The sequence below is a fragment of the Vibrio superstes genome (assembly GCF_003569005.1).
Lineage (GTDB): Bacteria > Pseudomonadota > Gammaproteobacteria > Enterobacterales > Vibrionaceae > Vibrio > Vibrio superstes.
In genome coordinates this window covers 63,411-78,108 of the sequence record NZ_BCUR01000004.1, presented here as the reverse complement: position 1 = coordinate 78,108, position 14,698 = coordinate 63,411, and the positions used below count along the sequence as shown (strand labels likewise).

17 protein-coding genes are annotated in these 14,698 nt (G+C 45.9%); 9 read left to right on the top strand and 8 right to left on the bottom strand.

Translation table 11 applies throughout. The annotated features are described in order from the left end of the window. Positions 1-45 precede the first annotated feature (45 nt). Positions 46-594, top strand: coding sequence for a gamma carbonic anhydrase family protein (locus tag D5I41_RS08300; protein WP_119009414.1), 549 nt, complete (start codon positions 46-48; stop codon positions 592-594). Here D5I41_RS08300 and D5I41_RS08295 read toward each other — a convergent pair. The 4 genes from D5I41_RS08295 to tsaC form a co-directional block, all read right to left on the bottom strand. Further along, entirely contained in the window at positions 587-850 is a 264-nt protein-coding gene (locus tag D5I41_RS08295) for a DUF1488 family protein (protein WP_162892816.1), read from the bottom strand. The two genes, D5I41_RS08300 and D5I41_RS08295, sit on opposite strands and share 8 nt — an antisense overlap. Further along, positions 851-1,684 carry a shikimate dehydrogenase gene (gene aroE, locus D5I41_RS08290; protein ID WP_119009413.1) on the bottom strand — a complete coding sequence of 278 codons (834 nt, stop codon included), beginning with the start codon at positions 1,682-1,684 and terminating at the stop codon, positions 851-853. A 77-nt stretch (positions 1,685-1,761) separates the two neighbouring features. After that, complete coding sequence (gene hemF / locus D5I41_RS08285; protein ID WP_119009412.1) at positions 1,762-2,667, bottom strand: oxygen-dependent coproporphyrinogen oxidase; 906 nt, start codon at positions 2,665-2,667, stop codon at positions 1,762-1,764. A gap of 3 nt (positions 2,668-2,670) precedes the next feature. Continuing rightward, positions 2,671-3,228: an L-threonylcarbamoyladenylate synthase type 1 TsaC gene (gene tsaC / locus D5I41_RS08280; RefSeq protein ID WP_162892815.1), complete on the bottom strand. Its 558-nt coding sequence runs from the start codon at positions 3,226-3,228 to the stop codon at positions 2,671-2,673. Positions 3,229-3,412: 184 nt separating this feature from the next. Between tsaC and purE the strand changes: the two genes are divergently transcribed. Both purE and D5I41_RS08270 read left to right on the top strand, forming a co-directional pair. Next, positions 3,413-3,898 carry a 5-(carboxyamino)imidazole ribonucleotide mutase gene (purE, locus tag D5I41_RS08275; RefSeq protein WP_017029760.1) on the top strand — a complete coding sequence of 162 codons (486 nt, stop codon included), beginning with the start codon at positions 3,413-3,415 and terminating at the stop codon, positions 3,896-3,898. A gap of 4 nt (positions 3,899-3,902) precedes the next feature. Then, positions 3,903-5,018, top strand: a complete 1,116-nt coding sequence (locus tag D5I41_RS08270; RefSeq protein ID WP_119009411.1) for a 5-(carboxyamino)imidazole ribonucleotide synthase — start codon at positions 3,903-3,905, stop codon at positions 5,016-5,018. Between the two features lie 65 nt (positions 5,019-5,083). Here D5I41_RS08270 and D5I41_RS08265 read toward each other — a convergent pair whose 3' ends face one another. From D5I41_RS08265 to dprA, 3 genes are read right to left on the bottom strand one after another with little or no spacing between them, the layout of a single operon-like run. Continuing rightward, positions 5,084-5,638 carry a DNA topoisomerase family protein gene (locus D5I41_RS08265; protein ID WP_119009410.1) on the bottom strand — a complete coding sequence of 185 codons (555 nt, stop codon included), beginning with the start codon at positions 5,636-5,638 and terminating at the stop codon, positions 5,084-5,086. 7 nt (positions 5,639-5,645) lie between these two features. Next, a complete protein-coding gene (locus D5I41_RS08260; protein WP_017029763.1) occupies positions 5,646-6,119 on the bottom strand; it encodes a DUF494 family protein in 474 nt (157 codons plus the stop codon). A 2-nt stretch (positions 6,120-6,121) separates the two neighbouring features. Beyond that, positions 6,122-7,252: a DNA-processing protein DprA gene (gene dprA / locus D5I41_RS08255; protein ID WP_119009409.1), complete on the bottom strand. Its 1,131-nt coding sequence runs from the start codon at positions 7,250-7,252 to the stop codon at positions 6,122-6,124. Between the two features lie 109 nt (positions 7,253-7,361). Between dprA and def the strand changes: the two genes are divergently transcribed. From def to D5I41_RS08230, 5 genes are read left to right on the top strand one after another with little or no spacing between them, the layout of a single operon-like run. Further along, positions 7,362-7,871: a peptide deformylase gene (gene def / locus D5I41_RS08250; protein ID WP_119009408.1), complete on the top strand. Its 510-nt coding sequence runs from the start codon at positions 7,362-7,364 to the stop codon at positions 7,869-7,871. Positions 7,872-7,887: 16 nt separating this feature from the next. Further along, complete coding sequence (gene fmt, locus D5I41_RS08245) at positions 7,888-8,835, top strand: methionyl-tRNA formyltransferase (protein WP_119009407.1); 948 nt, start codon at positions 7,888-7,890, stop codon at positions 8,833-8,835. A 55-nt stretch (positions 8,836-8,890) separates the two neighbouring features. After that, on the top strand, positions 8,891-10,180 hold the full coding sequence (rsmB, locus tag D5I41_RS08240) for a 16S rRNA (cytosine(967)-C(5))-methyltransferase RsmB (protein WP_119009406.1): 1,290 nt from the start codon (positions 8,891-8,893) through the stop codon (positions 10,178-10,180). A 27-nt stretch (positions 10,181-10,207) separates the two neighbouring features. Further along, positions 10,208-11,584 carry a Trk system potassium transporter TrkA gene (gene trkA, locus D5I41_RS08235; protein WP_017029768.1) on the top strand — a complete coding sequence of 459 codons (1,377 nt, stop codon included), beginning with the start codon at positions 10,208-10,210 and terminating at the stop codon, positions 11,582-11,584. Positions 11,585-11,596: 12 nt separating this feature from the next. Continuing rightward, the gene (locus tag D5I41_RS08230; protein WP_119009405.1) at positions 11,597-13,042 is read left to right on the top strand and encodes a TrkH family potassium uptake protein; all 1,446 of its coding nucleotides are present in this window, start codon (positions 11,597-11,599) and stop codon (positions 13,040-13,042) included. On the opposite strand, the gene D5I41_RS08225 is transcribed toward D5I41_RS08230, so the two are convergent. Further along, on the bottom strand, positions 13,039-13,845 hold the full coding sequence (locus D5I41_RS08225; protein WP_017029770.1) for a sporulation protein: 807 nt from the start codon (positions 13,843-13,845) through the stop codon (positions 13,039-13,041). The genes D5I41_RS08230 and D5I41_RS08225 overlap by 4 nt on opposite strands. A 496-nt stretch (positions 13,846-14,341) precedes the next feature. On the opposite strand from D5I41_RS08225, the gene D5I41_RS08220 reads away from it, so the two are divergent. Then, on the top strand, positions 14,342-14,608 hold the full coding sequence (locus D5I41_RS08220) for a YihD family protein (RefSeq protein ID WP_017029771.1): 267 nt from the start codon (positions 14,342-14,344) through the stop codon (positions 14,606-14,608). Positions 14,609-14,698: the final 90 nt, after the last annotated feature.

Here is a 14,698-nt window from a genome sequence, read left to right as displayed (position 1 = left end):
GATAGTTTGATAACAATATTTATACAGTTTTGATGGAGTTTAACTATGAGTTCTTTACGTAGCTACAAAGGAATAAAGCCTTCTATTGAGCCTGGCGTTTATATCGATGACTCTGCAGTTGTTGTTGGCGACGTTAAGATTGGTACGGATTCTAGTATTTGGCCACAAGTCGCAGCTAGAGGAGACGTTAACCATATACACATTGGTCAGCGCACCAACATTCAAGATGGTTCTGTACTGCATGTTACTCACAAAAACGCGAATAACCCTGAGGGATACCCTCTCATCATTGGTGATGAGGTGACAATTGGGCATTTGGTGATGCTACACGGATGCACTATTAAAGATAGAGTCTTGGTCGGTATGAGCACCACCATTCTTGATGGCGCAGTAATAGAGAGCAATGTGTTTATTGGAGCGGGTAGCTTAGTACCACCGAATAAGACATTAGAAAGTGGCTACCTTTATGTAGGGCGCCCAGTAAAACAGGTAAGACCCCTAACAGAACAAGAAGCAGCCTTTCTTTCTAAATCCGCTGATAACTACGTACAGAACAAAAATGATTACCTGAACGAAGTACACGATATTAATTAATTTCTATTTGCCCGAGCTGATTGAACTCTTCCGCTTCGATCAGCTCTTCCGCTAGGTCTTCCAGATCAAAGCGATATTCAGAGAACACCTTTAAAGCCATTGCTTCATCATCAATCTGTAATTGACAGAGATTTCCTAAATAATCAGCAGAGACTAAGCACTCAATCAGGTTTCCAGATTGCTGACCTATAAACACCACTGCTTTTCTATTCTCATCCCAGCTTTGCTGATCAGTAAAGATTATTGATTGATTCAATTACGAGCCCTCTAGATTTTTACGAAGTTCACGCAGCACTTGTTTCGCCCCTGGGCGAATACCTCTCCACAACACAAAGCTCTCAGCTGCTTGTCCAACTAGCATCCCTAGCCCGTCATAAGCCTTCACTGCACCATTATCTTTAGCCCACTGATTAAATACCGTAGTACCGGAGCCATAAACCATGTCATAGCTCACTGTATTAGATGAAAATATAGTTGCAGAAATCTCAGGTAATTCCTTGGTTAGGCCTGCTGAGGTAGAGTTGATAACCACATCGAAGCTTTCTTCTACTTCTTCAATTGGCAACGCTTCAATTGGGCCGTACTGTTTGAATTGCTCCACCATCAACTGCGCTTTGCTATAGGTTCTATTTGTGATGACGAGTTGTGCTGGCTTTTGATCAAGTAGTTGCTTGAGCACACCTCTTACTGCACCACCAGCACCAATAATCAAAATACGAGCGCCTTTCAATACCACTTGATACTGAAGCAGGTCTTGCACAAGTCCTTCACCATCGGTGTTATCACCAATAATTTCGCCATCATCTAGCTTCTTCAATGTATTCACTGCACCAGCTAGTTTAGCCCGCTCAGTTAATCGATCTGCAAACTCGTATGCGTCATGCTTAAAAGGGGCTGTCACATTGCACCCTTTACCACCTTCAATAAAAAAGGTCTTCGCGGCCTGAGTAAACTCTCCAACCTCAGCATATTGCGTTGCATAGTGGATGCTTTGGTTAGTCTGCCTCGCGAACAGCGTATGAATAAAGGGAGATTTGCTCTGCTTTATTGGGTTCCCAAAAACAACATACTGATCAATTGACTGATTCATCTTCCTACCTGATTGAATTACTACTGATTAAAACGACTGGCTATGAACCTATCACTGATAACGACGAAGAAAAAGCACTACCACTCTCTTGGTGATAAGTACTCGTTATACAGCAGAGCTTCATGCGAATCCTCTTCTACCTGATAGTTATACTCCCATCGTGCTAATGGTGGCATAGACATCAAGATAGATTCCGTTCTTCCCTTACTCTGTAAACCGAACAGGGTGCCTCTGTCATAGACAAGGTTGAACTCTACATAGCGACCACGTCGATACAGTTGGAACTGGCGATGCTGGTCTGTAAATGGCGTCTCTTTTCGCTTCTCTATAATAGGCAAGTAGCCTTTAGTGAAGCCTTCGCCGACCGCACGCATATAAGCAAAGCTTTTTTCAAAGCCCCACTGATTGAGATCATCAAAGAACAAACCTCCTACACCACGTGTCTCATTGCGATGAGGCAAGAAGAAGTAATCATCACACCATTTTTTATGTTCTGCGTATACATCATCACCGAAGGGGGCGCATAACTGCTTTGCTGTGTCATGCCAGTGCTGGCAGTCTTCTTCAAAGGGATAGAAAGGCGTTAAATCAAACCCGCCACCAAACCACCAAATAGGTTCGCTGCCCTCTTTCTCTGCAATAAAGAAGCGCACATTGGCATGTGAAGTGGGAATAAATGGATTGTTGGGATGAATAACCAGAGAAACACCCATGGCTTCAAACTTGCGTCCAGCGAGCTCTGGTCGATGTGCAGTAGCTGAGCCTGGCATTTTATCTCCAAAGACATGCGAAAAGTTCACTCCACCTTGCTCAATAGTCGCTCCGCCTTTTAGAACACGCGTACGACCGCCTCCGCCTTGTTCTCGAGTCCATGCATCCTCTATAAAGGTGGCCTCTCCATCCGCAGCTTCCAGTTCAGTACAAATAGTATCTTGTAGCTGTAGTAGAAAGCGCTTTACCGCTTCCTTGTCGACCTGTGCCATCATTTATCCTTGTCTTAATACTTGTAGAGATCGTGCGTCTTTTATTTCTGAGGGTTTATTTCGGTTGCCCACAGCGCCTTGCAAGATAAACACATCTTCAGACCCTAACTGGCTTTCAACCTCATCAACAGTCAGGCAGGGTGGCAAACCGGATAGGTTGGCACTTGTGGAGGTAATGGGTTTGCCAAATTCTAAGCAAAGCTGCTGCACCATCTCATGGTCTGTTACTCTTACTGCAACACTATCAAACTGCCCATGAACCAACTCATGGACTTTTTTACTGATGGGCATCACCCAAGTCACAGGTCCCGGCCAGCTTTTAAATACCGTATCTAATTGCTCTGTAGATAACGCACTTACATCAACGTAAGGCAACAGCTGATCAAAGCTTGCTGCAATCAGGATTAGTCCCTTGCTTGGGTCTCTTTGCTTTAGTTCGATAAGTGCTTCTAGCGCTTTCTCATCGTCTGGATCGCATCCAACTCCAAATACAGCCTCAGTGGGGTATGCAATTACCTTTCCTTGCTTCAGAGCATCAACTGCTTGATCAATTACCATCATTCCTTGAGTGTCCTTTTCTACACTATCTTTCTACTTAGTTTACAAATTCTATTCCTAGCTGGTAAGCATTTCCTGTAAATCGGCAAAACAAACCGACGCAAACGTTTTCCTATTCAAAAAATAACCGTATAATGCGCGCAAAATTGGTATTCAAAGCTCAACTAGTTAAATTAGGAGTCGTTACATGCAAGTCGGTATTATCATGGGTTCTAAGTCAGATTGGCCAACGATGAAGTTAGCCGCTGAGATGCTCGACCAATTCGGTGTTAGTTACGAAACTAAAGTGGTTTCAGCTCACCGTACTCCACAACTACTAGCGGACTATGCAAATAGCGCAAAAGATCGCGGCATTAAAGTCATTATTGCAGGCGCGGGCGGTGCAGCTCACCTTCCTGGTATGTGTGCAGCATTTACTAGCCTTCCTGTTCTAGGTGTTCCGGTTCAATCTCGTGCTCTAAAAGGCATGGACTCTTTGCTGTCTATCGTTCAAATGCCAAAAGGCATTGCGGTAGGTACACTGGCTATCGGTGAAGCGGGTGCAGCAAATTCAGGTATTCTAGCGGCACAGATCATTGGTACTCACGTTCCTGAAGTAATGGCAAAAGTAGAAGCTTTCCGCAAGGAACAAACCGATACAGTACTTGCTAATCCGAACCCAGCGGAGGATTAATACCGTGCAAGTTTTAGTTTTAGGTGCCGGACAGTTAGCTCGCATGATGGCGCTGGCTGCCGCCCCACTGAATATCAAGACCATAGCTTTTGATGTCAACAGCGAATCTATTGTTGAACCTATCACTCAAACTAAGTTAGGTAGCGGGTTACAAGCTGCTATCGAACAGGCTGATGTCATCACTGCAGAGTTTGAGCATGTTCCACATCCAGTACTGGATGCTTGCCAAGCCAGTGGCAAATTACTGCCAAGTGCAGAAGCCATTAAAACCGGTGGCGACCGCCGTATCGAAAAAGCGCTGCTAGATAAGGCTGGAGTCGCGAATGCTAAGTACTCTCTTATTCGCACCCGACAAGACTTTGAAAACGCTATCGACTACGTTGGTTTACCTATGGTGCTTAAGAGCACGCTAGGTGGATACGATGGAAAGGGTCAATGGCGTTTAAAAGACCGCTCGACGGCTCAAGCAGTATGGGCTGAAATGGAGGAGTGTATAGCCTCTTCTGAAGCGCAGGCCATTATTGCTGAAGAGTTTGTTGGGTTTGATCGTGAAGTGTCTTTGATCGGTGCTAGAAACAAGCATGGTGAGATTGCGGTATACCCGCTAGCTGAGAATGTACACACCAATGGTGTATTGAGCCTTTCTACTGCCATCGACGAGCCAGAGCTTCAAGCTCAAGCAAAACAGATGTTTACTGCTGTAGCGGAATGTCTAGATTATGTTGGCGTGTTGGCGTTAGAGTTTTTTGACGTTCAGGGTCAATTGATGGTCAATGAGATCGCACCACGCGTTCACAACTCTGGTCACTGGACACAACAAGGCGCTGAGACTTGTCAGTTTGAAAACCATATGCGCGCTGTATGTGGCCTTCCTCTAGGAAGCACTAAAGCACTTCGCCCTACGGCAATGATAAATATTCTAGGTGAAGATACTCTTGCCGAAGAGTTACTCAGCATGAGCCAAGCTCACATTCATTGGTATGGCAAAGAAAAGCGTCCTGGTCGTAAGATGGGACACATTAACGTGTGTGGCAATGACCAAGCAGACTTAGAGCAACAGCTACAATCTATTGCTCAGTGGCTTGACGCCGATGCCTTTCCAGCACTGCATCAGAAGTAATCTGAACAGAACTTAAAAAACTAAGGAGGCTAACGCCTCCTTTTTTATTGTTTCTTAGTGCGACTCTATTGCTGTTTTACTTGGCACTTGCGGCTTGCACACAGCAAACTGCTTTTCTCACCGCTCTTCTTAACCACCAGTAGCTTGAAGCCGCACTCTTGGCATGTTCCTTGTTTGGGTTCATTGTTAATAGAGAATTGGCACTTAGGATATTGGTCACAGGCATAGAATGCCTTGCCAAATCGCGACTTCCTCTCTATCAAATGCCCTTTATTGCACTCTGGGCAAGAAAAAGACTCAACACTGTGGTCTTCGGGCTCATCCATACTGCCAATATAGTGACACTCAGGATAACTCGAGCAGCCGATAAACATGCCATAGCGACCCTGTCTTAGCACAAGCTCATCGCCACAATCCGGACAAGGCACACCAAGAGGTTTTAGTATCTGCCCTGACGCTTGATGCAAAGGCTTTATATAGTCACAAGCAGGATATTGAGTGCAACCAAGAAACGCACCATGTTTACCATGGCGCATCTGTAAAGGGTTACCGCAGTTTGGGCAGTGCTGTTCTAGAGCATGCCCTTCAGAAGAAAACAGTTGGTTGTTGATCTTATTCATAGTTGGATTAATGCAAAATGCCGTGATCTGTCGAGTAGAGTAGCTCTTCCATCGTTGTGTAAGCATTTTCATTGCCGGGTACGTTAAACAGCACCATCAAGATGATCCATTTCAGGTCATCCAATTGCAAGTCGGTGGTTTCTAGTCCCATCACTCGGTCTATCACCATCTCACGCAATTCTGCGCTTAATACGCCTATTTGCTCTAAAAACAAGATAAAGCCTCGACAGCGAGTGTCTATTCTTTGCTGTTCTTGGTCTGAGTAGATGCGAATTGACGTCGCTGAGCTGGTCGCAATGTTTTGACTTGAGTCTTCACTTTGCAAGGCCGCTAAGTCTTCCAACCAATTTAGCGCTTTGTACACTTCATCTTGGCGAAAGCCAGCACGAAGGAGCTCTTGCTCAAGCTCATCTTGATTGACGTTCAAATCACTCTCGCTATGAATGTACGTCTCAAACAGATACATAAGAATATCCATCATAGTCAGCTCCCCCTTAATCTAATGTAACCACCAACGACTGAAGCCACTATACCTTGAAGCTCCAGCTCTAATAACTGCATCATAACCTGATTTACGGGTAAATGGGTCCTTTCTGCTAAAAAATCAACTGCCACTGGTCTCTCTCCTAACAGTTCCAGTATTGGCTGATTTCCTGTCTCCATTTGCTCTCTTTCTTCTCCCTTTTCGACTGACGGCGACAAAGATAAAGCAGCCTCTTGTTGTATTGTAGAAGACCAGTTAACTAAGCCATTAATTTCATGAACAATATCTTGTACATCTCTCACTAAAATCGCTCCGTCACGAAGCAATTGATTGCACCCCGCAGCATTGGGGTTGAGCACCGAGCCCGGAACTGCGTAAACATCACGCCCTTGCTCTAAAGCAAAACGCGCCGTTATTAAAGATCCACTTTTTTGCGCTGCCTCAACCACCAGCACCCCAACGGACAACCCGCTGATGATTCGATTACGCCTTGGAAAGTTATACGCTCTCGGTGGATAAAAGGGCGGAAACTCAGAAACAAGCGCACCATTCGCCTTGATTCGCTGTGCTAACAACTTGTGTTGCTTTGGATATAAAAAATCAAAGCCACTCCCTAATACGGCAATTGTTTTTCCGTTCTGCTCTAAACACGCCTGATGCGCGTGACCATCCACCCCTAAGGCTAAGCCACTGGTGATCGTCACTCCAATACTGGTCAGTTCCGAAGAAAATTGGCGAGTAATGTATAGGCCATCTTGAGAACTATTTCGGCTACCAACGATACCTACTTGGGTCGAGCACAGTGTGGTCACCTCCCCTTGAACAAACAGCACCGGAGGAAAGCTGGGGATTTCCTTCAACAAAGGCGGATACGTTTCTTTGTCTTCAGCAATGAGTAAATGATTACCATCTTTATCTGCCCACTCTAGGCATTTGTCGACACTTTGATTCGATGTGGCCGTTAAAAATCGTACCTGAGGCTCAGTAAACTTAAGAGAAAATAGCTCCTTCTTTGACAGAGATAACAGCTGCTTGGGGGAAAGAAACTCAAGGATTTTCTGCAGCCTAACTCCACTTAAACGAGGCGTCATACAGAGCGTAAGCCATGCTGTTATCTGTTGTTCTGTCATAGAGAATCTCATCGAAGTGGATTGGTGCTGTTATTTGAAGACCAAAATGACTAAAATTGTCACAAATGGCTGAGATTCTTTCGGCGCAGTTCAACTTTTTTGAGTGATTATGTCTTTATTACATGTACTAACCTTTCCAGATGATCGTCTACGCACCGTCGCTAAGCCGGTTGTAGACTTTACGCCAGAACTACAAACTCACATCGATGACATGATTGAGACTATGTACGCAGAAGAGGGCATTGGCCTAGCTTCTACGCAAGTAGACGTGCATAAACAGATCGTGGTTATTGACCTTTCTGAGACTCGCGACGAGCCTTTGATTCTTATCAATCCAGAGATCACTGAGAAACGTGGCGAAGACGGCATCGAAGAAGGCTGCCTTTCTGTTCCAGGTGCACGTGCGCTTGTTTCTCGCGCAGCAGAAATTTCGGTGAAGGCTCTGAACAGAGAGGGTGAAGAATTCACTTTTGACGCTGATGACCTGCTTGCCATCTGTGTGCAGCATGAGCTTGACCACTTGGCGGGTAAACTTTTTGTTGATTATCTCTCTCCGCTAAAACGCAAGCGCATTAAAGACAAGCTAGAAAAAATTAAGCGCTACAACGAGAAAAACTAGTAACTAGGAGTTTGCATTGAGCAAAGCACTAAAGATCGTATTTGCAGGTACTCCAGATTTCGCCGCCGACCATTTGTCGGCGTTGTTATCTTCGGAGCATGAGGTTATCGCGGTTTATTCAACACCAGATAAACCTGCTGGCCGAGGCAAAAAGCTAACAGCAAGCCCTGTTAAAAACCTCGCTATCGAACACAATATCCCAGTTTATCAGCCAGAAAACTTCAAGTCTGATAAAGCTAAACAGCAGTTGGCAGACCTTGATGCAGACATCATGGTTGTGGTGGCTTATGGGCTACTGTTACCAAAGCAGGTTCTGGATACTCCAAAGCTAGGCTGTATTAATGTTCACGGTTCAATCCTTCCTCGCTGGCGCGGTGCAGCTCCAATTCAACGCTCAATTTGGGCCGGAGATGCAGAGACTGGCGTTACCATCATGCAGATGGATGTTGGGTTAGATACTGGCGACATGCTGCATATTGCTACCCTGCCTATCGAGCCAGAAGACACCAGTGCTGCCCTTTATCACAAACTGGCTAAACTGGGCCCTGTTGCACTTGTTGAGTGCCTTTCTTCTATTGCCGAAGGCACCGCCGTTCCTGTCAAGCAAGATGATGCCCTATCAAACTATGCTAAGAAACTCAGCAAAGAAGAAGCACAGCTAGATTGGACTAAAGAGGCTGTCGTGCTAGAGCGTGAAGTCCGCGCGTTCAACCCTTGGCCGATGAGCTACTTCTCGATTGGCGACAAAAATATCAAGGTGTGGAAGGCCAGTGTTAATGCTACGCCTAGCTCTGAAGTCGCTGGCACCATAATCAAAGCAGATAAAACGGGTATTCATATAGCGACCGGAAATGGCAGCTTAGTTTTGGAACAAATTCAGGTTCCAGGCAAGAAAGCTATGTCCGTTGGTGACGTACTCAACTCTCGAGCAGATTGGTTCCCACTAGGAACCCAGCTAGATTAAACAACTACTACTAAGGCTTGAGGTTCTCAAGCCTTACTCTTGTTAGGAAATACCTATGAATGTACGCGCCGCCGCAGCCACAGTGCTGTTCCAAGTTGTAGACAAAGGGTACTCGCTTTCCAGCGCTTTACCTGCAGCACAATTCAACCTAAAGCCTCGTGACCACGCGCTTCTGCAAGAGATTTGTTACGGCTGTCTGCGCTACCTACCAAGATTAGAGACCATAGTTAATGAACTGATGGAAAAACCTCTAAAAGGTAAGCAGCGTGTGTTCCACCATTTAATGTTGGTGGGTATCTACCAACTGAGTTTTATGCGTACGGCAGATCATGCAGCAGTGGCTGAAACCGTTGAAGCATGCCAGTCGCTAAAGGGACACAAGCTTAAAGGCTTGGTCAATGCCGTACTTCGAAACTACCAGCGCAATCAACAGAAACTGGATGAGTTATCGGTTAAGCATGATGCAGGAAAATACGGACACCCAAGCTGGTTATTGAAACTTCTTCGCGAAGCATACCCGAACGATTGGGAGTCGATTGTTGAAGCCAACAACACTAAGGCACCTATGTGGCTACGTGTGAACAGCAAGCACCATACTCGTGATGAGTATCTAAAACTGCTAGAAGATGAAGAGATTGAGGCCGAAACTCACCCTCAAGCTCGCCATGCATTACGCCTGCTAAAAGCATGCGATGTGAGCAAGCTTCCTGGGTTCGATCAAGGCTGGGTATCAGTGCAAGACGCCGCAGCGCAACTGTCACTGGAATATCTGCAACCAAAAGATGGTGAGTTGATTCTTGATTGCTGTGCGGCCCCTGGTGGTAAAACGGCTCATATCCTTGAGAACACAACGGATAGCCAAGTTGTAGCAATTGATGCTGACGAACAACGTCTTGATCGCGTTTATCAAAACCTCGACCGTTTAGGCCTTGAAGCAAAAGTACTTTGTGCTGATGCTCGCTACCCAGAAGAGTGGTGGACAGGCGAGAAGTTCGACCGCATCCTTCTCGATGCACCGTGCTCAGCGATAGGTGTTATCCGTCGTCATCCAGATATCAAATGGCTCAGACGCGCCGATGACTTGCCTGCATTGTCTCAGCTACAAAGTGAAATTTTGGACGCTATGTGGCAACAATTGAAGCAAGGCGGAACCTTAGTTTACGCAACATGTTCTATCGCTCCGATTGAAAACAAGGAGCAAGTACTGGCATTCTTAGCCCGCACAGATGATGCCGAGCTCATCGACAGCGATCCAAGCAACCCAGGTCGACAAATTTTGCCTGGAGAGCACAATATGGACGGCTTCTATTATGCGGTTCTGCAAAAGCGAACTAAATTAAACTAAGTCCTGCTGTATATAGGGAAATAATCGATGAAAATCATAATCTTGGGTGCTGGTCAGGTAGGCGGCACTCTTGCAGAGAATCTAGTTGGCGAAAACAACGATATCACTATCGTGGATACCAATAGTCGCCGCCTGAGAGAGCTACAGGATAAGTATGATCTGCGAGTGGTCAATGGTGCAGCAAGTCACCCTGACACCCTAAGAGAAGCAGGTGCGCAAGATGCGGACATGTTGGTGGCGGTCACTAATGCCGATGAAACCAACATGGCTGCATGCCAAGTGGCTTTTACCTTATTCAATACGCCTAACAGAATCGCTCGTATTCGTTCACCTGAATATTTAGCAGAGAAAGACTCTCTATTCAAATCTGGCGCTATTCCTGTAGATCATCTGATTGCACCCGAAGAGCTAGTTACTGGCTATATTGAACGCCTTATTCAGTATCCTGGGGCGTTGCAGGTGGTTAGCTTTGCTGAAGAGAAGGTCAGTTTGGTGGCAGTTAAGGCCTTTTATGGTGGTCCACTCGTGGGTAATGCCATTTCGGCTTTGCGTGAGCACATGCCACATATAGATACGCGCGTGGCGGCTATTTTCCGTCAAGGGCGAGCCATTAGACCTCAGGGCACCACCATCATTGAGGCCGATGATGAGGTGTTCTTTGTCGCCGCGAGTAATGATATCCGCTCCGTAATGAGTGAACTGCAGCGACTGGAAAAACAATACCGCAAAATCATGATCGTCGGTGGCGGTAATATTGGCGCAGGACTGGCTAAACGTCTTGAACGGAATTACTCAGTAAAGCTGATTGAGCGCAGCCTTGAGCGTGCTGAAATGCTCTCCGAAGAGCTAGACAACACCATTGTGCTGTGTGGTGATGCGGCAGACAAAGAACTGCTTTACGAAGAAAACATTGAAGAGATGGACGTGTTCATCGCTCTGACCAATGAAGATGAGACCAACATCATGTCAGCGATGCTGGCAAAAAGCCTCAACGCTAGAAAGGTTATGGTTTTGATTCAACGTGGCGCCTATGTTGACCTTGTGCAGGGTGGCGATATTGACGTGGCTATTTCTCCTCAGCAAGCGACCATTTCAGCGCTACTTACCCATGTTCGTAGAGCCGATATCGTCAACGTATCTTCTTTGCGTCGAGGCGCTGCAGAAGCTATCGAGGCCATCGCTCATGGTGATGAAAACACATCCAAGGTAGTAGGCAGAGCCGTGGGTGATCTTAAGCTACCACCAGGTACCACCATTGGCGCTATAGTGCGTGGCGAAGAGGTGTTAATTGCACACGACAGAACCATGATTGAGCAAGATGATCACGTAGTGATGTTCCTGGTAGATAAAAAGTACGTGCCGGACGTTGAAACCTTATTCCAACCAAGCCCTTTCTTCTTGTAGGCCAACCCACCAATGGTAAACGTACGACCGATACTGTTTGTTCTTGGGCTAGTGTTATCAAAACTAGCCCTGTTCATGTATCCACCGACTATTCTGGCGATATTCAATCCCGGAAGTGGCTTTGTTGAATTTGCCCAAGCGGTAGCCATCACCCACTTGGTCTCATTTATTTGCTTAAGTTTCGGGCGTACTAAACAGTTCAAACTCAATGTCAGAGACGTTTTCTTGGTCACGACACTCGTATGGGTGGTAAGTACTATCTTTGCCGCCCTACCGTTTGTCTTCATCAATCATATCAGCTTCACTGATGCCTACTTTGAAACTATGTCGGGGATTACCACCACAGGTTCAACCGTGCTCAGTGGTCTTGATGATATGTCCCATAGCATCTTACTGTGGCGCTCACTACTGCAATGGCTAGGTGGTATTGGCTTTATTGTTATGGGGGTGGCGATTCTGCCAATGCTCAACGTTGGGGGTATGCGCTTATTCCAGACCGAATCTTCAGACTGGTCTGATAAAAGCTCACCAAGAGTCAAAAGCGTCGCCAAAAACATAGTAGTGGTTTACCTAACCCTCACCCTCGCCTGTTTCGGCAGTTATGTGGCAACTGGGATGACGCCTTTTGAGGCGATCAATCATGCCTTTACCACTATTTCTACGGGTGGGTACTCAACATCGGACGCTTCGATGAACCACTTCTCTCATCAGACACAATGGTTCTCAACCCTGTTTATGTTTCTGGGTGGGTTACCATTTTTGTTATTTGTAGCGGCCTATAGAAAGCAATCGCTCTCAGCCTTGACCAAAGATGCTCAAGTCATTGGTTTCTTTAAGCTGTTTATGGTGGCCAGTTTAGCTATTACGGCATGGTTGGTCATACGAGATCACTATCAAGTTAGTGATGCCCTTAGGGTTTCTATGTTCAATGTGGTGTCGGTGCTGACAACCACAGGATTTGGCTTAGAGGACTTTACTGCTTGGGGCACGTTAACCACGGTACTGTTTGCGTTTCTACTGATGATGGGTGCCTGCTCTGGCTCAACAGCAGGTGGTATCAAGGTATTTCGTTTCCAGATAGCCCTTACCCTGCTTAAAATACAGATGATGAAGCTGATTCACCCATCGGGTGTATTCGTGCAGCGCTATAACAAACGCCGCGTTAACGACGATATCATTCGCTCTATTGTTGCTTTTAGTCTTACCTTTTTCGCAACCGTACTTATCGTTGCAGCAGGCTTAAGTGCAATGGGCCTTGATGCCATAACTAGTCTCTCTGGAGCGATTACCGCCGTAGCGAATGTAGGCCCCGGCATGGGCTCAGTGATTGGCCCAACCGGGAACTTCTCATCACTGCCCGATGCTGCAAAGTGGCTTCTAAGCTTTGGTATGCTACTCGGCCGCCTAGAAATACTGACGATACTGGTACTGTTCTTGCCGGCATTTTGGAGACGCTAGCCCTGCTTGGCTTTAAACAAGTCCGTTAAGTAATCCACTACCTGCTGCGCTGCCTGTTCACTGGTCAATTCATTGGACAGCGACAGGTAGCAATTAAGCTCAGATGAGCCTAGCAGGTTTGATAGAAGCCCATCAAAACCCTTCTTCTGTCGGTCTATCTCGAACCACAATTGCAGGTGTTGTTCGTCACGGTAGGCAATAATTTCCACTTCACGCCAGGTGCCGTGGAATAAACCCGTGGTTGGCACAAACTCAAATTCTTGTACAAAGGGCATTTCAAACCCCTTTGCCGCCTCACACTCAACCTGACGAATGCGCAGCCCCAATTCCTCAAGTTCAGAGAAGATCTTATCCATGACAGGGTCGGGACGAACCGTCAGCATATCTTTATCGGTAGGATCGATGGCAAGGTCGATATCTAGAGCCGTTTCCAGCCACACCTTAGAGTCACCAATCGTCAGTGGGGTATTAAACGGAACAGTAAGCTCGATCTCAAAAGTACGCTCCTCTGATGGATGAATCGTAAATGAGTATGGAAGCTCCCATTTATCCAACACGTAATTTTGCGGCACGCGACGCTTGAGCGCACCTTCGCTATGCGGCTGTCGTTCTTCTCTTTCGGTGATGTAACGACAACACAGTTTTAAGTCTATGTGATCAATATGCTGCTCAGTAGCACCACCATAAACATGGATGACAACCCTTACAGGATCACCCGGAATCAAGGTTTCTTGCTGCAGTACAGAATCAACCTTGGCTGAACCAATACCTAAGCTAGCCAGTGTTTTCTTAAAAAATGACATGCTTGACCTCTCAAACAATACAACTCTATTTATACTGGCTCAAAAACGCTCTATAACCAAAACCATTTGTGCTCTTTTTGATCTCAGTTCAACAAAACACTGCAATTCATCCCATTAAAAAATAGAACATTTATTGTTCAGCGACTAAGGTTATCTGGTACGATATATCATTGATACTCGTTGAGTATCTGTATTAACGGCAAAGGATATGCCTGACTATTTGGTGAAGTATGTTTCCAACAACCGTCAGGTTTGCTCGACCTAGCAGTCGAGTGGCACAGCGTAGAAGTTATTTTGCGCCTGTACCGTCTAAAAAGCAGAAGTCCGATGAGGACCAAAAAAGCTAAGTTTCATTCAATACCGCGAAACCTGTTTTTAACGTCTTACTCGCTGTACTAAAAAGCGCATTTGAAATCTTCAGATGCGCTTTTTTCTTATCTTTTTTATAGCCTTTTTGTTAAGTTATGCACACATCTCGAGTTCTATGGAGAAGACCATGAAGTGCCATCGCGTAAACGAATTAATTGAATTGCTACACCCTGAGTGGACAAAAGATCCAGACCTTAATCTAGTTGAGTTCATACTGAAGCTTGCAAGCGAAGCAAGCTACGAAGGTAAACTAGAAGACCTAACTGATGACGTGCTTATCTACCATCTTAAGATGCGTAACAGTGAACAAGAAGAAGAGATCCCAGGTCTAGCTAAAGACAAAGAAGACGACTTCAAAACAGCGCTTCTTCGCGCTCGTGGCATTATTGACTAACGGCCTTCTGGGTCAGCAAACTGTTTTGTTGACCCATCTAACCCCTTCAACTCAATCCTTGTACGCCCAACCTCTTACCCTGAAAGTTCA